This is a genomic window from Vibrio renipiscarius, assembly GCF_000827885.1.
GTDB lineage: Bacteria > Pseudomonadota > Gammaproteobacteria > Enterobacterales > Vibrionaceae > Vibrio > Vibrio renipiscarius.
Genome location: NZ_JTKH01000009.1, coordinates 58,571 through 77,923 on the forward strand (window position 1 = coordinate 58,571; position 19,353 = coordinate 77,923).

General features: G+C 46.4%; 14 protein-coding genes and 5 tRNA genes. 11 read left to right on the forward strand and 8 right to left on the reverse strand.

Features of this window, described 5'->3' with window-relative positions; genetic code table 11:
• Window positions 1-66: 66 nt before the first annotated feature.
• Window positions 67-4,269: a DNA-directed RNA polymerase subunit beta' gene (gene rpoC / locus OJ16_RS08695; RefSeq protein WP_040989465.1), complete on the forward strand. Its 4,203-nt coding sequence runs from the start codon at window positions 67-69 to the stop codon at window positions 4,267-4,269.
• Between the two features lie 215 nt (window positions 4,270-4,484).
• On the opposite strand, the gene OJ16_RS08700 is transcribed toward rpoC, so the two are convergent.
• A complete protein-coding gene (locus tag OJ16_RS08700; protein WP_041013004.1) occupies window positions 4,485-4,979 on the reverse strand; it encodes an Rsd/AlgQ family anti-sigma factor in 495 nt (164 codons plus the stop codon).
• 178 nt (window positions 4,980-5,157) lie between these two features.
• On the opposite strand from OJ16_RS08700, the gene nudC reads away from it, so the two are divergent.
• The 4 genes from nudC (at window position 5,158) to OJ16_RS08720 (ending at window position 9,095) form a co-directional block, all read left to right on the forward strand.
• Window positions 5,158-5,952, forward strand: coding sequence for an NAD(+) diphosphatase (gene nudC / locus OJ16_RS08705; RefSeq protein WP_040989469.1), 795 nt, complete (start codon window positions 5,158-5,160; stop codon window positions 5,950-5,952).
• Between the two features lie 249 nt (window positions 5,953-6,201).
• A complete protein-coding gene (gene hemE, locus OJ16_RS08710; protein WP_040989471.1) occupies window positions 6,202-7,269 on the forward strand; it encodes a uroporphyrinogen decarboxylase in 1,068 nt (355 codons plus the stop codon).
• A 99-nt stretch (window positions 7,270-7,368) separates the two neighbouring features.
• On the forward strand, window positions 7,369-8,007 hold the full coding sequence (locus OJ16_RS08715; RefSeq protein WP_040989473.1) for a TetR/AcrR family transcriptional regulator: 639 nt from the start codon (window positions 7,369-7,371) through the stop codon (window positions 8,005-8,007).
• Window positions 8,008-8,123: 116 nt separating this feature from the next.
• Window positions 8,124-9,095 carry a hypothetical protein gene (locus OJ16_RS08720; protein ID WP_040989475.1) on the forward strand — a complete coding sequence of 324 codons (972 nt, stop codon included), beginning with the start codon at window positions 8,124-8,126 and terminating at the stop codon, window positions 9,093-9,095.
• A 56-nt stretch (window positions 9,096-9,151) separates the two neighbouring features.
• Here OJ16_RS08720 and OJ16_RS08725 read toward each other — a convergent pair whose 3' ends face one another.
• The 6 genes from OJ16_RS08725 to rsgA form a co-directional block, all read right to left on the reverse strand.
• Window positions 9,152-10,294: a murein hydrolase activator EnvC family protein gene (locus tag OJ16_RS08725; RefSeq protein ID WP_040989477.1), complete on the reverse strand. Its 1,143-nt coding sequence runs from the start codon at window positions 10,292-10,294 to the stop codon at window positions 9,152-9,154.
• 171 nt (window positions 10,295-10,465) lie between these two features.
• Window positions 10,466-11,998: a 2,3-bisphosphoglycerate-independent phosphoglycerate mutase gene (gpmM, locus tag OJ16_RS08730; protein WP_040989479.1), complete on the reverse strand. Its 1,533-nt coding sequence runs from the start codon at window positions 11,996-11,998 to the stop codon at window positions 10,466-10,468.
• A gap of 291 nt (window positions 11,999-12,289) precedes the next feature.
• Window positions 12,290-13,177, reverse strand: coding sequence for a DMT family transporter (locus OJ16_RS08735; RefSeq protein WP_040989480.1), 888 nt, complete (start codon window positions 13,175-13,177; stop codon window positions 12,290-12,292).
• 141 nt (window positions 13,178-13,318) lie between these two features.
• Window positions 13,319-14,722 (reverse strand): SLC13 family permease, encoded by a 1,404-nt coding sequence (locus OJ16_RS08740; protein WP_040989482.1) that lies wholly within the window; start codon window positions 14,720-14,722, stop codon window positions 13,319-13,321.
• Between the two features lie 175 nt (window positions 14,723-14,897).
• Complete coding sequence (asd, locus tag OJ16_RS08745) at window positions 14,898-15,764, reverse strand: archaetidylserine decarboxylase (protein WP_040989484.1); 867 nt, start codon at window positions 15,762-15,764, stop codon at window positions 14,898-14,900.
• Window positions 15,765-15,873: 109 nt separating this feature from the next.
• Window positions 15,874-16,929, reverse strand: coding sequence for a small ribosomal subunit biogenesis GTPase RsgA (gene rsgA, locus OJ16_RS08750; protein WP_040989486.1), 1,056 nt, complete (start codon window positions 16,927-16,929; stop codon window positions 15,874-15,876).
• A gap of 111 nt (window positions 16,930-17,040) precedes the next feature.
• Here rsgA and orn point away from each other — a divergent pair, with 111 nt between their 5' ends.
• Window positions 17,041-17,586 (forward strand): oligoribonuclease, encoded by a 546-nt coding sequence (orn, locus tag OJ16_RS08755; RefSeq protein ID WP_040989488.1) that lies wholly within the window; start codon window positions 17,041-17,043, stop codon window positions 17,584-17,586.
• 89 nt (window positions 17,587-17,675) lie between these two features.
• Here orn and OJ16_RS08760 read toward each other — a convergent pair whose 3' ends face one another.
• Window positions 17,676-18,395 (reverse strand): hypothetical protein, encoded by a 720-nt coding sequence (locus tag OJ16_RS08760; RefSeq protein WP_040989490.1) that lies wholly within the window; start codon window positions 18,393-18,395, stop codon window positions 17,676-17,678.
• A 379-nt stretch (window positions 18,396-18,774) separates the two neighbouring features.
• Here OJ16_RS08760 and OJ16_RS08765 point away from each other — a divergent pair.
• From OJ16_RS08765 to OJ16_RS08785, 5 genes are all read left to right on the forward strand, one after another.
• Window positions 18,775-18,850 (forward strand) — tRNA-Gly (locus OJ16_RS08765).
• 67 nt (window positions 18,851-18,917) lie between these two features.
• Window positions 18,918-18,994, forward strand: a tRNA-Met gene (locus tag OJ16_RS08770).
• 32 nt (window positions 18,995-19,026) lie between these two features.
• Window positions 19,027-19,102, forward strand: a tRNA-Gly gene (locus tag OJ16_RS08775).
• 35 nt (window positions 19,103-19,137) lie between these two features.
• Window positions 19,138-19,214, forward strand: a tRNA-Met gene (locus OJ16_RS08780).
• Between the two features lie 33 nt (window positions 19,215-19,247).
• Window positions 19,248-19,320, forward strand: a tRNA-Gly gene (locus OJ16_RS08785).
• Window positions 19,321-19,353 lie beyond the last annotated feature (33 nt).

Here is a 19,353-nt window from a genome sequence, read left to right on the forward strand (position 1 = left end):
GATTATCGGTAAAAAGGTGTTCACTTTTGCGGGTGAACTCCTTTTAACTCCTTACAGGAGCTGATTGTGAAAGACTTATTAAACTTTCTAAAAGCGCAGCATAAGACCGAAGAATTTGATGCAATCAAAATCGGTCTATCTTCACCAGACATGATCCGTTCATGGTCTTTCGGTGAAGTTAAAAAACCTGAAACGATTAACTACCGTACGTTCAAACCTGAACGTGATGGTTTGTTCTGTGCGCGTATTTTTGGCCCAGTAAAAGACTACGAATGTCTTTGTGGCAAATATAAGCGCCTGAAGCACCGTGGTGTAATCTGTGAGAAGTGTGGCGTTGAAGTTACACAAACTAAAGTTCGTCGTGACCGTATGGGCCACATCGAGCTTGCATCACCAGTAGCTCACATCTGGTTCCTAAAATCACTACCGTCTCGCATCGGTCTACTAATGGATATCCCACTACGTGATATCGAACGTGTTCTTTACTTCGAAATGTACGTAGTAACTGAACCAGGTATGACTGATCTAGAAAAATCTCAGATGCTTACTGAAGAAGAGTATCTGGATCGTCTAGAAGAGTGGGGCGATGAGTTCACCGCTAAAATGGGTGCAGAGGCTATCAAGGACCTTCTAGGTTCTATGGACTTGCACGCAGAAGTTGAGCAAATGCGCGAAGAGCTAGATACCACTAACTCTGAAACTAAGCGTAAGAAGCTAACTAAGCGTTTGAAGCTGGTTGAAGCGTTCATTACTTCGGGTAACAACCCTGAGTGGATGATCCTGACTGTACTTCCAGTTCTTCCGCCAGATCTACGTCCTCTAGTACCACTAGATGGCGGTCGTTTTGCGACTTCAGATCTGAACGACCTTTACCGTCGCGTGATCAACCGTAACAACCGTTTGAAGCGTCTTCTAGAGCTAGCGGCTCCAGACATCATCGTACGTAACGAAAAGCGTATGCTGCAAGAGTCTGTTGATGCCCTTCTAGATAACGGTCGTCGCGGTCGTGCGATCACAGGTTCGAACAAGCGTCCTCTGAAATCTCTTGCTGATATGATCAAGGGTAAACAAGGTCGTTTCCGTCAGAACCTTCTAGGTAAACGTGTAGACTACTCTGGCCGTTCTGTAATCACAGTAGGTCCATACCTTCGTCTACACCAGTGTGGTCTTCCTAAGAAGATGGCACTTGAGCTATTCAAGCCGTTTATCTACAGCAAGCTAGAGACTCGTGGTCTTGCGACTACAATCAAAGCTGCTAAGAAAATGGTAGAGCGCGAAGAAGCGGTTGTTTGGGATATCCTAGACGAAGTGATCCGTGAACACCCAGTACTATTGAACCGTGCACCAACACTTCACCGTCTTGGTATCCAGGCGTTCGAACCAGTACTAATCGAAGGTAAAGCGATTCAGCTACACCCACTTGTGTGTGCGGCATACAACGCGGACTTCGATGGTGACCAAATGGCGGTTCACGTGCCTCTAACTCTAGAAGCACAGCTTGAAGCTCGTACTCTGATGATGTCGACGAATAACATTCTGTCGCCAGCGTCAGGTGATCCGATCATCGTACCTTCTCAGGACGTTGTATTGGGTCTGTACTACATGACACGTGATAAGATCAACGTGAAAGGTGAAGGCATGTACCTTGCTGGCCCTGAAGAGGCTGAAAAGGCATACCGCACTAAGAACGCAGAACTACACGCACGCGTTAAAGTACGTATTACAGAAACAGTTGTAGACGAAGACGGCAACAGCACAACAGAAACGAAGATGGTTGATACAACTGTCGGTCGTGCAATGTTGTGGCAAATCGTACCGAAAGGCCTACCGTACAGCATCGTTAACCAAAAGCTAGGTAAGAAGCAGATCTCTAACCTACTTAACGAGTGTTACCGTAAGCTTGGTCTAAAAGACACAGTAGTGTTTGCTGACCAAATCATGTACACCGGTTTCGCTTACGCAGCACTTTCAGGCGTATCTGTTGGTATCAACGATATGGTTGTACCTGATGCGAAATACACTGAGATTGCAGCAGCAGAAGAAGAAGTTCGCGAAATTCAAGAACAGTACCAATCTGGTCTTGTAACTGCGGGTGAACGATACAACAAAGTTATCGATATCTGGGCATCAACGAACGACCGCGTAGCAAAAGCTATGATGGAAAACTTGTCTTTCGAAACCGTAACTAACCGTGACGGCGAAGAAGAGCAACAAGAATCGTTCAACAGCATCTACATGATGGCCGACTCGGGCGCACGTGGTTCTGCAGCTCAGATTCGTCAGCTTGCTGGTATGCGTGGTCTGATGGCTCGTCCAGATGGCTCGATCATCGAAACGCCGATCACTGCAAACTTTAAAGAAGGTCTAAACGTCCTTCAGTACTTTATCTCAACGCACGGTGCTCGTAAGGGTCTAGCGGATACGGCACTGAAAACAGCAAACTCGGGTTACCTAACTCGTCGTCTAGTAGACGTTGCTCAAGACGTTGTAGTTACTGAACATGACTGTGGCACAGTTGAAGGTGTCGACATGATGCCTCACATCGAAGGTGGTGACGTTAAAGTTCCACTGGCTGAACTGGCTCTAGGTCGTGTGGTTGCTGAAGATGTTCTTAAACCGGGTTCTGAAGAAGTTCTAATTCCACGTAATACTCTAATTGATGAGAAGTGGTGTCAGATCATGGAAGAGAACTCAGTTGACAACATGCGCGTGCGCTCTGTTGTTACCTGTGATGCTGACTTCGGTTGTTGTGCACAGTGTTACGGTCGTGACCTAGCACGTGGTCACCTAGTAAACCAAGGTGAAGCAGTCGGCGTTATCGCTGCTCAGTCTATCGGTGAACCAGGTACACAGCTAACGATGCGTACGTTCCACATCGGTGGTGCGGCATCTACTGCAGCAGCAGAGAACAGCATCCAAGCGAAGACAACTGGTACAGTGAAACTTCACAACGCTAAGTTTGTAATCAACAAAGCTGGTAAGCTTGTGATCACTTCTCGTGCATCTGAAATGACCATCATTGATGAGTTCGGCCGTACGAAAGAGAAACACAAACTGCCATACGGTTCGATTCTAAGCAAAGCGGACAACGATGCAGTAACAGCTGGCGACGTAGTTGCTAACTGGGAAGCGCACACCATGCCAATCATCACTGAAGTGGCAGGTCGCATCCAATTCGTTGATATGATCGACGGTGTGACAGTTTCTCGTCAAACAGATGACCTAACCGGTCTATCTTCAAGCGAAGTAACTGATCCGGCTGCTCGCCCAGCTGCAGGTAAAGATATGCGTCCAGCTATCAAACTTGTAGATGAGCAAGGTAACGATGTAATGATCCCTGGCACAGATATGTCAGCTCACTACTTCCTACCTGGTAAAGCGATCGTTAACATCGAAGATGGCGCAGAAGTTGGCATCGGTGACACGCTATCTCGTATCCCTCAAAAATCGAGCGGAAACCGAGATATCACGGGTGGTCTACCACGCGTAGCTGACCTATTCGAAGCTCGTAAGCCTAAAGAGCCTGCGATCCTAGCTGAGCACACTGGTGCGGTAAGCTTTGGTAAAGAAACGAAAGGTAAGCGTCGTCTAGTAATCACTCGCGACAGCGGTGAAGTTTACGAAGAGATGATTCCTAAGCATCGCCAATTGAACGTGTTCGAAGGCGAGAAAGTGGAACGTGGTGATGTTATTGCAGATGGTCCAGAGACCCCGCATGACATTCTACGTCTACGTGGTATCCATGCAGTAACTCAGTACATCGCTAACGAAGTACAAGAAGTTTACCGTCTACAAGGCGTTAAGATTAACGATAAGCACATTGAGACTATCGTTCGTCAAATGCTACGTAAGTGTACTATTACACATGCGGGTGACTCTGAGTTCCTACCTGGTGAGCAAGTTGAATACCATAATGTTAAGATTGCTAACCGTAATCTAGAAGCTGAAGGCAAAGAGCCTGCACGTTTTGAACGTGATCTTCTAGGTATTACTAAAGCATCTCTAGCAACTGAGTCGTTCATCTCTGCGGCATCGTTCCAGGAGACAACTCGCGTACTAACAGAAGCTGCAGTTTCTGGTAAGCGTGATGAGCTACGTGGTCTGAAAGAAAACGTAATCGTGGGTCGTCTGATCCCAGCGGGTACAGGTTTCGCATACCACCAAGAGCGTCAAAAGCAAAAATCGGCAGCGCAAGAAGGTCCATCAGCTGAACAAGCAACTGATAACCTGGCAGCACTTCTGAACGCAGGCTTCTCTTCTGAAGATTAATCTTCGAGACGAGTAATCGCTTAAGAAAAAAAGGCACCTTCGGGTGCCTTTTTTACGTTTGGGGGAAGGGTGTGGGCATTTCGCTTCCCCACAACAAAGAACAAAAAAGGCTGACATTCTCATGCCAACCTTTCATCTTTTTCTTTTCTAAAGCGGTCTTTTCAACTCAGCGAGTTTCATCAGTAAGATTGATCAAAGACTGATGTTGATCGATATTAAGCACCGGGTGGTACAGCTAAGCTATCTGAAATAAGCTGAATTAAATTATCTTCTACTTCAAACCGCACTTCGAGAGTTTCCCCTACGCTGGAGAGATCCACATTGAAATCATCCAAAGTATCATCTTGATCAACGTCGGCGTATTTATCGGTAAAATTCAATAATGGGTCGGTGGTTAACACGATCTTCGCGTAAGCGGTATTGATATCATCGGTGATTTCAAACCCCGTCGAACGCCATTCATCCATCACCATATCGTAGATTTTAAAGTGACCTTCGGAAATATAATCGACCAAATGCTGGCAAAAATCTTGCAATTCGATAGGTGTCGGGAGGGAGGAGAGTGCTGCTTTTTGACTGGCAGGCTGAAGTGCGGCAAGCTTGCAATATTCGACAATTAGGGATTGTCGGGTCTCTAACCAATGGTCGATGACATCACTGGAACCACCCCATTGCTCTTGTGTTTTTTTGAATTTTTTTAGCATGACCATGCCCTCATGATCTAATCACAACTCCGGTGATCATTTACTTTGCGTCGCAAAGCGATGATAGATATACAACCTATTGTCCTGACTAGAAATTATAGTTAATGAATTGCTTTCTTACTAACTCTAGTATGAAATTAGATTGCCAGTAAAATGATTGAACTGCAAGCAATGAGGGATGGTAATGTTAAAGAACGGTGATCTTGCCCATAACAGTGCGGCATATTGGTGCGTCGTGTCAGGGAGTGCGCTTTGGCTAGAGGATGGTAATCTTCCTTTTGGTACCGCCAGTGATTTCGGCTTTTTAGGGCGTGATATGGTTTGCGTTGGTCATTACCAAGACGTTCCTGTGATGTGGTTGAATGATATGCAGATAGAAGAGCGTTTACCGATGGGATCATTACGCGAATGTATTCATTACCCTGAGGCGCTGTTTTTATTGATAAGCAAAGCCGTTCAATATGGCCACATGACGCAATCTATGCGTTTTTGCCCGCTATGTGGTGGTCGAAATCATTTGAACCACAATCAACTCGCTATGCAGTGCACAGAATGTCATACGTTACATTATCCGCGTATTTTCCCATGCATCATTGTGGCGGTACGCAAAGAACAGCAGCTTTTACTTGCTCAACATCCTCGCCATCCTAATGGTATGTATACCGTGATTGCGGGCTTTCTTGAGGTGGGTGAAACGCTAGAGCAATGTGTCGCACGTGAAGTGAAAGAAGAAACGGGGATTAACATTACCAATATTCGTTATTTTGGTAGCCAGCCTTGGGCATTCCCATCGAGTATGATGATGGCTTTTTTAGCGGATTATCATTCTGGTAACATTAAGCCGGACTATTCAGAATTAAGCGATGCACAGTGGTTTTTGCCTGATGAGATGCCACTGGTGGCGCCAAAAGGAACGATTGCTCGTCAATTGATCGATAAAACGATTGCAGATATTAAAGGTCATCTTACTGAAAATTAATAAAAAAAACCCTCCGATCCGGAGGGGGTAAGTAAGATGTCGTTATGAGGTACTGTGTATTCGCTACACAGTTAATTATTGTAGTTTTCGCTAGCGATGAAATTTTTATCACTGTTAGAGGTTGGGTGCAAATTAAGCACTTGTTTTAAAGTTAATAACTTGATCTAGGTTGCAAAGCACTCGGCTTTTGCGAGCGAAACAGTGTTAGAATATCAGCGAAAAATAACGCCAACCGATTGGAAAAGCACAATGACTGAATTAAAAAATGATCGTTATCTGCGTGCGCTTTTGAAAGAGCCTGTAGATTACACCCCGGTATGGATGATGCGCCAAGCGGGTCGCTACCTACCTGAATATAAAGCTACTCGTGCCCAAGCGGGTGACTTTATGTCACTGTGTCGTAATGCTGAGTTAGCTTCAGAAGTAACGCTTCAGCCATTACGTCGTTTTCCACTTGATGCTGCGATTCTATTTTCGGATATCTTGACCATTCCAGATGCGATGGGTTTGGGTCTGCGCTTTACTCAAGGTGAAGGGCCTGTGTTTGACAACCCAATTACCTGTAAAGCGGATGTTGATAAGATCGGTTTGCCTGATCCTGAAGGCGAACTGCAATACGTGATGAATGCCGTGCGTCAGATCCGTAAAGATCTGCAAGGCGAAGTGCCGTTGATTGGTTTCTCTGGTAGCCCTTGGACATTGGCGACATACATGGTTGAAGGTGGCAGCTCTAAAGCGTTCACTAAGATCAAAAAAATGATGTATGCAGAGCCACAAACCCTGCACTTGCTACTGGATAAGTTGGCAGACAGCGTGATCGAATACCTTAATGCACAGATCAAAGCGGGCGCGCAATCTGTGATGGTTTTTGATACCTGGGGTGGTGTACTGACTCCGCGCGACTACAACCTATTCTCGTTGCAATACATGCACAAGATTGTTGACGGTCTTATCCGTGAAAACGACGGTCGTCGCGTGCCAGTGACTTTGTTCACTAAAAATGGTGGCATGTGGCTTGAGCAAATTGCAGCAACGGGTTGTGATGCGGTTGGTCTAGACTGGACGATCAACATTGCTGATGCGAAAGCTCGCATCGGTGACAAAGTTGCGCTGCAAGGTAACATGGATCCTTCAATGCTTTACGCTCAACCTGAACGTATTCGTGAAGAAGTCTCATTAATCCTTGAAGGCTTTGGTGATGGCGGTACTGGCCACGTATTTAACCTTGGCCATGGCATCCACTTAGATGTTCCGCCAGAGAATGCGGGCGTATTTGTTGAGGCGGTACACGAGTTGTCTAAGCCTTATCACAAATAGTCGTGATAGTTTAAACGCCTGATTTATTCAGGCGTTTTTGTTATTGGTAATACGAGTGGGTATACTGGGTGCAACGGAGATAAAGGAATAGCATAAGCAATGAAGACGCGCGATAAAATAGTATTAGCAGCCTTAGAACTCTTTAATGAACACGGTGAAAGGAATATCACTACGAACCATATTGCTGCGCATATCGATATTAGCCCAGGCAATCTTTACTACCATTTCCGCAATAAACAAGAAATTGTACGTGAGATTTTCGCCTTGTATTCCAGTGAATTGTTGGAACGATTTTCTCCCGTTCAAGGCCAGCAAGAGAGCTTAGTCTTACTCAAACTGTACCTAAATTCTACGTTTACCTTAATGTGGAAATACCGTTTTTTCTACGCCAATTTACCTGAGATTCTTCAACGCGATGAAGCCCTTCATGAAGAATACATTCAGGTACAAGATAAGCTTCAGGCCAATCTTGTTAATATTATGGCGGCCTTCATCCAATTAGGTTTGCTCGATGTCGCTGAGCAAGAAATGAAGCCATTAGTGACGACCCTACACCTGATTGCATCAAGCTGGTTAGGTTACCAATCGGCGATGTCATCAAAAACTCAAATTACAGAACTCATCGTTCATCAAGGTATGTTGCAGATGATTTCCGTCGTGAAACCGAAGGCGACCGAATCGGGCCTTGAGCAATTGCAACTTTTGGAAGATGGTGTAAGAGCGATGCACGCTGCCTAGTGTCGGCTATGTTGCGGGTGAATATAATCGAAGCAGAGGGTTTATAACCTTTCGCTCTTTGTTTCATCCTTGTTGAGCCGTTACATTACAAAGACGCTTCTGATTCGAGTAATGTTATGCACTACGATGTTTTTAATGGTGATGCCGATGGCATTATCGCTCTACTTCAATTACGTCTTGCCACGCCCAAGCGCGCTCAATTGGTGACAGGGGTAAAGCGCGACATTCAATTACTGGATGATTTAGCGGTTCAACAGGGCGATTCACTCACCGTGTTGGACATCTCTCTTAGCCGCAATCATGATGCGTTGCTGCGAGCGTTAGACGCGGGTGCTGACATCTTTTACGCCGACCACCACAAGGCTGATGATATTCCCGATCATGCCCGCTTGACTGCTCATATCGATTTAGACGCCAATGTCTGTACCGCGCTTATCATTGATGATCTGCTTGATGGTCGCTATCACCATTGGGCAATTGTAGGCGCGTATGGCGATAATTTGATTGCCAAAGCCGACCAACTCGCCGCGCAGGTAGGGTTAACCAAGTGGCAGGCGGAACAGCTTCGAGAATTGGGTACATTGATCAATTACAACGGCTATGGAGAGAGTGTAGACGATTTACATTTTCACCCCGCCGAGCTGTTTCAGGCGCTTTTGGCCTACGATGATCCTTTTGCTCTTATCGCTGCACAAGCTTCCCCATACCACCGATTGAAATCGGCTTATCAACAAGACATGGCTCAGGCGACCGCCTTAGAGGCCACCCATATTGACCATTATTTGGCGGTTTATACCTTGCCCAATCACGCTGCGTCGAGACGTATTAGCGGTGTGTATGGCAATTGGCTCGCGAATCAATCCCCCGAGAAAGCCCATGTGGTGTTAAGCGAAAATAGCCAACAAGGCTATACCGTGTCGCTGCGCGCGCCGTTAGAAAATAAGCAAGGTGCTGGTGAGTTATGCAGTCAGTTTGTTTCAGGCGGTGGACGCGAGGCTGCTGGGGGGATTAATCACCTTGAAAAAGCACAAGTCCCCGCATTCATTAAGCGAGTCTCTGAGTATTATCAGATATCGTGCCGTGGATAAATGACGAAGGGCGCCAATCGGCGCCCTTCGGGTATCAGTACTATCCGTTATTTCTCTTATTTCCGTTTTAGCCATGAAATCGGATCTTGGGTTTTACTGTTACGGCGGATCTCAAAATAGAGTGAAGGTTGGGTTTGCCCCCCGGTATCACCAGCCAGAGCGATCGATTCTCCCGCAATGACTTTGTCGCCTTCTTTTTTCAGCAAGCTTTGGTTAAAGCCGTATAGCGTCATATCACCTTTACCGTGATCCAATAGAACCACTAGGCCATAGCCGCGTAAGTAATCGGCAAATACGACAGTACCAGAATAAACGGCTTTGACTGACTGACCGTAATTGGCCGCCACAACAATGCCTTTCCAATTGATTTGGCCCGTTTGTTTTGAGCCATAGCTGTGGATGATGCGGCCTTTAACTGGCCATGGCAGCTTGCCTTTTTGCTTGGCGATACCGTCCATCGGAACGGCATTTCGCTTGGCGGCTTTGGCGATTTCGGCTTTGAGGCGCGCTTCGTTTCGCTGTAATTCAGACAGGTAAACTTTGTCGCTGGAGATACTTTTTCTGATTTTGCTTACTGTGCCTTTACGCTGCGCTTGGGTTTTCGCTAATTGATTGCGCTTCGTCGTTTGCTGCTCAAGTAATTTGGTGATTTGCTGCTTTTCAAGCGCCAGTTGTTGCTCGCTTTGCTCAAGGTCGATGACAATCTGCTCAAGTTCAGTAATGGTCTCTGCCCGTTGTTTGGCTAGATATTGGAAGTACTGGCTGATGCGATCTTCTTCTACGCCTTGCGTCATGATGTTGGCAGAAGACTTGGCGCGCTGGGTAACATAGTAAGTGCGTAATAACTGCTCGAGTTTTTCACTGTGTGCCAGTTTGTCTTTTTCGAGCGTGATGATTTTACCGTCCAACGCGTGAATGTTGGCATTGGTTTTGGTTAGTGAAGCTTTGGTTTCTTTGATTTCGCGTTCAATTTGATTGATACCAAGCTCTTGGCTTTTTAGCGACTTTTGTAGCTTATCGAGTTCTTTTTGTTGTGAACTTAACGCATTCTTTTGTCGTGATATTTCGCTTTTTACGCCGGTTAATTGGCTGGGTGACGATGCTAAGGTTGGTAAAGGGGTTATCGTAGCAAAACCCACCGTCAGCAGCATGAGCGAGCGCAGTATGCGATGAGTTTTTGTGATGGCGTTAAGCGACATTAGCTCGAATTATCCTAACCAATTGATAAGTTGTCAGTATACATAATTCGAATCTTGGGAAGAAAGGATTAAGTAAAAACTTGTATGCCGTCACGTTGGCTTCAACACGTTCCGAACAAACAAAAACGCCCAAGCAGGGCTCGGGCGTTTATTCTGTCAGGCGATTACCGATTACTTAACGATAATTTGGCCTGACATTTCCGCAGGAATTTCGATACCTGCTAGAGAAAGCATGGTTGGCGCAAGGTCAGACAGTTTGCCGCCTTCTTTGAACTCAACCGCTTTGCTACCGACGTAGATCAGTGGAACAGGTAGGTTCGTGTGCGCAGTGTGAATACCACCAGTTTCAGGGTCGATCATCATTTCAGCGTTGCCGTGGTCTGCGGTGATCAGCATTTGACCATCCACTTCATTGATCGCTTCTACTACGCGGCCCATACATGCATCGATTGCTTCGATTGCTTGTTTAGCGGCTTCGTAAACGCCAGTGTGACCAACCATATCTGGGTTAGGGTAGTTACAGATGATGGTATCGAACTTACCTGATTTGATTGCTGCTACCAGTTTGTCAGTGAGCTCTGCTGAGCTCATCTCTGGTTGTAGGTCGTAAGTCGCGACTTTTGGAGAAGCAACAAGTTGACGCTCTTCGCCAGCAAATTCGTTTTCAACACCACCGTTGAAGAAGAAAGTCACGTGCGCGTATTTTTCAGTTTCAGAAATACGTAGCTGAGTCTTGTCTTGCTTAGAAAGCCACTCACCGTAAGTGTTTTCTAGTGTTGCTGGTGGGAATGCTGCTGCCAGAGGGATGTCTGCTGCGTATTGCGTTAGCATCACGAAGTTCAGAGCAGGGAATGACGCGCGCTCAAAACCGTTAAAGTCAGCCACGAAGGTACGTGTGATTTGACGAGCACGGTCTGCACGGTAGTTCATGAAGATCACGGCATCGCCATCTTGCATGATTGCATCTTCTTGTTCCGCTGTTTTGATTGCGGTTGCTTTTACGAATTCGTCATTTTCACCACGAGCGTAAGCCGATTCAAGGCCTTCAACTGCAGTCTCAAACGTAAATTCTGCTTTTGCTTGAGTCAATAGATCGTAAGCAACTTGAACGCGATCCCAGTTGTTATCACGGTCCATTGCGTAGTAACGACCCACTAGAGAAGCCACACGGCCTTTACCTAGTTTAGCGAATAGCTCTTGGAAACGTTGTAGAGTGCCTTCTGCGCTACGTGGTGGCGTATCACGACCATCAAGGAAGCAGTGTAGGTAAATCTTTTCAGCGCCACGAGCCGCTGCCATTTCAATTGCTGCGTAGATGTGATCTTCGTGAGAGTGAACGCCACCTGGAGACATTAGGCCCATGATGTGAACGGCTTTACCTGCATTGATCGCGCTGTCCATTGCTTCTACAAGTGCTGCCGTTTCAGCGAACTCACCATCAGTGATAGATTTAGTAATACGAGTCAGATCTTGGTACACGATACGGCCAGCGCCGATGTTTGTGTGGCCGACTTCAGAGTTACCCATTTGACCATCTGGAAGACCTACATCCATGCCAGACGCAGAAATAAGCGTGTTCGGGTGGTTAGCAAATAGGTTATCCAAGTTAGGCGTATTTGCATTTGCAACGGCATTATTTGCAGTGTCTTCACGGTGTCCGTAACCGTCAAGAATAACTAGAGCCAATGGCTTCTTAGCAGACATAGAGTAAACCTCGTCAAATTTAAGTAACTGTCGGTTTTGGGTAGAAAAACCCAAGTACCTTGAAACAAAACTAGCGTAATTTTACTACACTTTTTGCGCAAAACTGTAGGCCAAGATCAAATATTGTTGGTGATGTCGTGTTGCTATCTTTCAGTTAATTATTTATTTGGCCATATGCTTACATTGATAATAACTCTTATTCTTAATATTTTGCCATCAATGTAAAGGTGGAATGACCAATCAATGTGATAGCCAAACATACGTGGTAGTCAAACATACGATGGTCGCCGGCTATTGGACCAGTATGGCGGTGCCACACACGGCGAGAATCGCGCCACACCACGCATAGCGGTTCGGTCGTCGTTTGGTGTAAATCCACAGCAATGGCAACAGCATAATCGGCGTCGTCGAGGAAAGTAGGGCCACCATGCCGACATCGCCCTTTTGCAGAGCGAATAAGATCAACGTCATCCCAACGGCCATCGCCAGAAAACCATTGAGCGCCGTCACGAAAAAAATCTGTTTGTTGATGGTGTGCGTTGCTTTCGCCAGTTTGATACCGGTTAACCACAGCAAGCAATGCGCGGCAAAAGCCGTCATCATTCGCAGCGCCGAAGCCGCGACAGGATCAACGGCGGTTTGCATCACGGGTTTGGCGATTATGCCCCCTAATGCTTGGCAAATCGCCGCCAATAAGCCTAATGCTACGCCAACCCAAATACGGCCTTTGATCGCCTCTAGTTGATTATTGTCTTGGCCTCTTTTACCAAAAAAAATCGCCATCACTACGCCAGAAAAAACGAAGCTGGCGCCCAGTAACTCTCCACCACTCATGCGCTCACTAAAAAGAAAGTAACCTAATACGGCAGAAAAAACGGCGTGACAGGAGAAAAGTAAGCCCGCTTGACGCGGTCCCATACGATTAAGGCAAGCAAACAGAGCGGTGTCGCCAATGAAAATTCCGACCAGTCCGGAAAGCATCATGGCACTGATTGAAGGAAGAGTAACGGTAGCCCAACCGCCGGTGTATAAGGCCATTATGGCAAGAATGACGCTGGTGCAACCCATGCGCCAGCGACTATATGCGAAGGTCCCCAAATGCTGTGCTGGGGTAACAGAGAGCAGGCTGGCAATGGCCCATAACAAAGCGGCGGCTAAGGCTAGCCATTCATATCCCATCTATTTCGCATCCTTGTCGACGATAGAGCATGCGCAGGCTGGTATATCGGGCGCGCATGTTGATAGAGGGTCAATATGCCTTAAAAGTAAGGGAAAGCAAAGCGCGAAGCCAGTCCGCGCTTTGCTGAGTGAAAGTGAGGGTTACGAAAGGATCCAGTTGGCCATATAGACCATGGATAAGCCTAATACACCAAGAATCAAACCGGTTTTGGCCATGTCTTTACTCTCGATTAAGCCTGTAGAATAAGCCAAAGAGTTCGGCGGTGTAGAGACCGGTAAAATCATGCCTAATGAGGCGGAGAAGGCGACCACGACCAAGAGGTTTTGCATATCCAAACTTTGCATAGACGCGCCAATGGCGGCGGCAATCGGCATGAGCAAGTTAGCCGTGGCGGTATTGGACATAAAGTTGGCCATCACCCAACACACCAGTGACATGGTGATGATCACTGCAGTAGGAGACAGGGCGTCGTAGTCAATCGCGTGTGCGAGTGCAAAAGCCAATCCCGTTTTATCCAGAGCGATACCAATCGCGATACCCCCGGCAACCAACCACAATACATCCCAGTTGATCAGTTTCAATTCTGCTTTGCCCATGATGCCAGTGAGGGTGAACACCGCGAGTGGAATGATCGATACCACGTAGGTATTCATGCCGTGCAACTTGGTGGTCATCCACAGCAAAATGGTGATGGCAAACGTGGCGTAAACGACGATAGCACGCCAGCTCTTCTGAAATGAACCGCCGAGCTTGAGTACCATTTTATCTTCCGATGACGGAAACAGTTTTTGCAGCAAGAACCAAGCAATGGTCAGTTGCACAATCACAAATGGTAGACCCATCATCATCCAAGAAAGAAAGTCGATACTGTTTTCACCAGTGAGGTATTGCAGCGCAATCGCATTGGGAGGCGTACCGATGGGCGTCGCAATACCACCGGTATTGGCCGCAATCGGGATACACAAGACCAGCGCTTTGATGCCTAAATCCCCTTTAGGAGCAGACGCGACAATCGGGCCAAGCAACGCGAGCATCATGACGGTCGTCGCGGTGTTAGACATAAACATCGAGAACACCGCAGTAATCAGCATCAGCCCTAACATGATGAATCGTGGCTGCGTGCCGAACGGTTTCAGTAGGACACGAGCAAGGTTGTTATCAAGTTCGTATTTGGAGGCGGAGATCGCCAAGGCAAATCCGCCCATAAACAGAATGATGATTGGGGAGGAGAAAGCACTGAAAATATCGGTGTAGGCCACGAGCTCGCCAAAGTCATGCCCGGCTGGTGGATTGCGAAATAGGTGCAGGCCTTTATCTGAAATCATGATCAGTTCGAGGGCGATGATCAAAATCGAGGTAGCAAAAACAGGGACCGGTTCTAACACCCATAAAAGTGCCGCAAGAAGGAAAATGGCCAGTAGCCGGTGTTGGATTAAGGTTAAGTCTGCTATCGGGATCGAATCAATGGGCATGAGTAACACGGCAAGTGGTAACCCAAAACAGATCAGCAGTTTGATTATCATGCCAGAATGAATCTTTGTCATACGCGGCAAACCTTCTCATGTCAGTGTAGAAGGGTAGATTAAAAGATAACCAAATTAGTGTCTTAGACTAAGGTTGTAGTTTTACAAATAGGTAAAAAATGTTGCGGAATCTTTGTCTTTGGTCAAAAAAAATCCCCGAACAAAATCGGGGATTTTTAAAGCATTTCTGCGGGTATTATTCTGCGCTTTGGCGGTGGGCGTAAGACGTGCCCATGACCGTTGCTTGACCGAGCTGCATCGACTCGTCAAAGCGGATGCTGTCTTTGCTAAACAGGTTAATGACCGTTGAGCCTAGTTTGAAACGGCCCATCTCTTGGCCTTTTTTCAGAATGATGGCTTTGTCACCTTCCGCCGGGTATTCCCAGCGATGAACGGTATTACCGCGTGGTGGTGTCACCGTGCCTGCCCAAACTTGTTCGATACTACCGACAATAGTGGCGCCTACGAGCACTTGTGCCATCGGGCCAAAGGCGGTGTCAAAAATACACACAACACGTTCGTTGCGAGCAAAGAGGTTCGGTACGTTTTCTGCAGTCAGCGGATTCACTGAGAACAAATCGCCAGGTACGTAGATCATTTGACGTAGCGTGCCATCACATGGCATGTGAACTCGATGGTAATCGCTTGGCGATAAGTACAAGGTAGCAAATTCGCCATCGTTAAACTCTTCAGCCAGTTTTTCATCACCGCCGAGCAGCTCAAGCGCTGTGTAGTCGTGATTTTTAGCTTGAATAAGTTTACCGTCTTGGATTGGACCAAATTGACTAACACGCGCATCAGCAGGGTGACAAATGACGTCATCCCCTTCAGAAATAGGGCGAGCCCCTTCTTTTAGTTCACGAACAAAAAACTCATTAAACGTGGTGAAGTGCTTTGGATCGGAATGCAGAGCTTCATCCATTTTTACGTTGTATTGCTTGATAAACCAGCGAATGATTGCGGTGGTTAGGCTACCTGCTTTAGCTGAAGCGATCTTACCCACTAAGCGAGTCAGTGCGTGCTGAGGGATCCAGTATTGTAGTCTAACTTTAATCTTGTCCATTGTGTTCAATTCCAATGTTAATTATCTGTTTCAAACTTTTGGGCGCGAGATGGTACTTAAAAAATCAACAAATGTCAGCACTTGCTGATTTTTCCCCGTCGTTGCTGTGTTACAGATCGGCTTTTTTGTTGCGTGAATATTGGCGGTTCGCCTTATTCTCCGTCATGCTTTCAAGAATGCGATGATAGTTATTAAAGCGGTTCTCACTCACTTTTCCTTGCTCAACCGCTTCGCGTAGTACGCAGCCAGGATCGTCAAGGTGTTTACAATCGCGGAACTTACAGCTGCCCAGGTAAGGTTTGAACTCGATAAAGGCTTTTGTCACTTCTTCCGCTTCTAAGTGCCATAAACCAAACTCGCGCACTCCTGGAGAGTCAATCAGATCACCACCAGAAGGAATATGGTACAAACGCGCGGCAGTCGTCGTGTGCTGGCCAAGCCCTGAGTTTTCAGAGACCAGACCTTCTTCAATCTCTAGTCCAGGCATCAACGCATTGACTAAACTTGATTTACCAACACCGGATTGGCCGACAAAGATATTAATACAGTTACCCAGTGCCGCTTCCAGCTCTGGAATGCCTTCACCCGATTCTTTACTGACTAACAGCACTTTGTAACCAATGTTCTCATAGTCACGCAGTGATTGTTGGTACTGTTCGCGTTGTGCTTGATCGAGCAGGTCAATCTTATTCAAGACAAGCAATGGTGGGATTTGTAGCGTTTCTGCGGCCACCAAGTAACGGTCAATAATATTCAAGGACAGTTCAGGCAGTACCGAAGAGACGATCACCATTTGACCGATGTTTGCCGCAACGGGTTTTAAACCGTCGTAGTAATCTGGACGGGTTAGGACGGAGATACGCGGCTCAACCGCTTCAACAACACCCGAAATGCCGTACATAGATTCAAGACCGGCACGCCAAATGACTTTGTCACCGGAGACCAAAGATTCGATGCTACGGCGTAAGTTACAACGGTGAATTTCTTGTGTTTCGAAATCTTCAATATCCGCGTGTTGACCGAAACGGGTAATCACTAAGCCTGTTTTAGTGCCACCCAGCATGGACTCATCCCACTGAATGCTTTCTGCTTTAGTGAGCTTGCGTTTTTGATTGCTACGAACGCGTCGTACTTGACCTTTGGTTAGCTTTTTCTGTTTTGCCACGGTGATCTACTTAATCTGCTTCTCTTAGGGTAGACACCTGAGATTGCTATCTTGGGTATCTGAATTTGGGTATAGTACCTTTTTTAGCGAAAAACCAATAGGCAACGATTTATGTCCTTTAGCGATCAAAATTTAATCTGGGTCGATCTCGAGATGACTGGGCTTGATCCAGAAACACACAAAATTATCGAAATCGCCACGATAGTCACGGATAGTGAGCTTAATATTTTGGCGGAAGGTCCTGTATTGGCCATTCATCAGCCAGAATCTGAACTGGAAAAAATGGACGATTGGTGCACGAACACTCACACGAATAGTGGCTTAGTTGAGCGTATTCGTCAGAGTTCGGTTGATGAGCAAGAAGCCATCCGTCAGACGATTGAGTTTCTTGAGCATTGGGTACCTAAAGGTAAATCGCCGATCTGTGGTAACAGTATCGGTCAAGATCGCCGCTTCTTGTATAAACACATGCCAGAATTGGAAGAATATTTCCATTACCGCTATGTAGACGTTAGCACGCTTAAAGAGTTGACGCGTCGTTGGAAGCCAGAAGTATTGGATGGGTTCTCTAAGTCAGGTAGCCATCTTGCGCTTGATGATATCCGTGAATCTATTGCTGAATTGCAGTATTACCGCAAAACGATCTTCAGCATCTAATCGCTAGATGCGGTGATAGGTGCGATATTGATGACGAATTGAAAAAACCGCAGCCAGCTGCGGTTTTTTTCGTTCTGGAGATGATGTGGCTAGGGGATCGGTAAGAAAACAAATTGCGCCACACCCTGCGCGACTTTGGTAATACTGCGATTGGTTTTATCGGCGACGATTAGAGCCATCATATCTTGAATCATCGTCATCTTGGCAAAGATGCGATCGAAGCTGGTATCGAACTCGCCATCAGTAACATGATTGGTAAGCAAAAAGAGCTCATCTTGGCTGTTTTTACGCTGATAGAGGCGCCAAACAAAAACTTCAATATTACGGGCACTGTTGTAGAGAGCTTGCTCATCGAGCGAGTCGAGAATAAAGAACTCTTGCTGGTGGTTGTATGAACGCCGCAGCATTTCGGTTAAGCCCACCATGGCCGCAAAGACACGGTCACCTTGAAACGACTCATCGAACGACAGCAATATCGCTTCTATGCCGGTTTTCCCTCCGAGTTCTTCAAAGACAAGCGAGGGCAGCTCTATATCGTCATGGCGGCCAAACATCTGCAACATTCGGTCTTCGATTGTCATGTCGTCTAATTTTTTTAACTGATCAGGGTTACGCACATACATTTTCCGCGTTAATTCCATCAGTAGTTCTTTTTGTTCTTTTACGTGAACGTCCATGACGAAATCAACATCGGTTTTGCCAAGATTGCGCATGGGTTTAGGCATTGATTCACAAGCGACGATAAAAAAAGCGCAGCAGAGTACGAGAAAAGGGCGGCGCCAAACACGAAAAAGAACCGATACTGCCATTGCGATCTCCATGATTTGCAATTGCAAGTTATAAAAATTAAGTCGAACGGATGAATGGGACGAGCGATCGTTTATATAGAAAAGGCGACTTTTAGACCAGTAACGATAGATTTTGAGAATCGAATTACTGAGATATATCGCATTTGCTGTTTTCTTTTATTTGTCTTTGGCTAAAAATCAGTACTTTAATTACAATGATTCAAGCATATTACGTGAGTATGTACGGTTTGATTTTGCACAAACTGTTTATTAATTATGCGGATTTGTGTGCTTTTTCATCAAACAGGAAAAAAACTTCATTTTTTTGCAGGAATGACTTGCATCACAAAAAAATGCTCTTATAATTCGCAGCCCTGAACGACGGAAACGTTGTTGAGATGCGACACTAGCTCAGTTGGTAGAGCGCAACCTTGCCAAGGTTGAGGTCATCGGTTCGAACCCGATGTGTCGCTCCAAATTTTTCTGATTAGACGTTTGTTTGATTAGAGCAAGTTCTCATTGTACTTAACAATGACATCCGGACGCGGGATGGAGCAGCATGGTAGCTCGTCGGGCTCATAACCCGAAGGTCGTAGGTTCAAATCCTGCTCCCGCAACCACATTAAGAGTAATTGCATTAGCGATTATTCATGCGACACTAGCTCAGTTGGTAGAGCGCAACCTTGCCAAGGTTGAGGTCATCGGTTCGAACCCGATGTGTCGCTCCAAATAGTTCTCATTGTGCTTAACAATGACATCCGGACGCGGGATGGAGCAGCATGGTAGCTCGTCGGGCTCATAACCCGAAGGTCGTAGGTTCAAATCCTGCTCCCGCAACCACATTAAGAGTAATTGCATTAGCGATTATTCATGCGACACTAGCTCAGTTGGTAGAGCGCAACCTTGCCAAGGTTGAGGTCATCGGTTCGAACCCGATGTAGATCGGAAAAGAGCTCGTATGGAGCTCAGTAATGAGATC

Bases quoted from the DNA above. Each gene is read 5' to 3' on its own strand.
- gpmM (WP_040989479.1), bottom strand. From the start codon at position 11,998: ATGTCTGCTAAGAAGCCATTGGCTCTAGTTATTCTTGACGGTTACGGA.
- OJ16_RS08740 (WP_040989482.1), bottom strand. From the start codon at position 14,722: ATGACAAAGATTCATTCTGGCATGATAATCAAACTGCTGATCTGTTTT.
- hemE (WP_040989471.1), top strand. From the start codon at position 6,202: ATGACTGAATTAAAAAATGATCGTTATCTGCGTGCGCTTTTGAAAGAG.
- OJ16_RS08715 (WP_040989473.1), top strand. From the start codon at position 7,369: ATGAAGACGCGCGATAAAATAGTATTAGCAGCCTTAGAACTCTTTAAT.
- asd (WP_040989484.1), bottom strand. From the start codon at position 15,764: ATGGACAAGATTAAAGTTAGACTACAATACTGGATCCCTCAGCACGCA.
- OJ16_RS08700 (WP_041013004.1), bottom strand. From the start codon at position 4,979: ATGGTCATGCTAAAAAAATTCAAAAAAACACAAGAGCAATGGGGTGGT.
- OJ16_RS08720 (WP_040989475.1), top strand. From the start codon at position 8,124: ATGCACTACGATGTTTTTAATGGTGATGCCGATGGCATTATCGCTCTA.
- OJ16_RS08735 (WP_040989480.1), bottom strand. From the start codon at position 13,177: ATGGGATATGAATGGCTAGCCTTAGCCGCCGCTTTGTTATGGGCCATT.
- nudC (WP_040989469.1), top strand. From the start codon at position 5,158: ATGTTAAAGAACGGTGATCTTGCCCATAACAGTGCGGCATATTGGTGC.
- OJ16_RS08725 (WP_040989477.1), bottom strand. From the start codon at position 10,294: ATGTCGCTTAACGCCATCACAAAAACTCATCGCATACTGCGCTCGCTC.
- OJ16_RS08760 (WP_040989490.1), bottom strand. From the start codon at position 18,395: ATGGCAGTATCGGTTCTTTTTCGTGTTTGGCGCCGCCCTTTTCTCGTA.
- orn (WP_040989488.1), top strand. From the start codon at position 17,041: ATGTCCTTTAGCGATCAAAATTTAATCTGGGTCGATCTCGAGATGACT.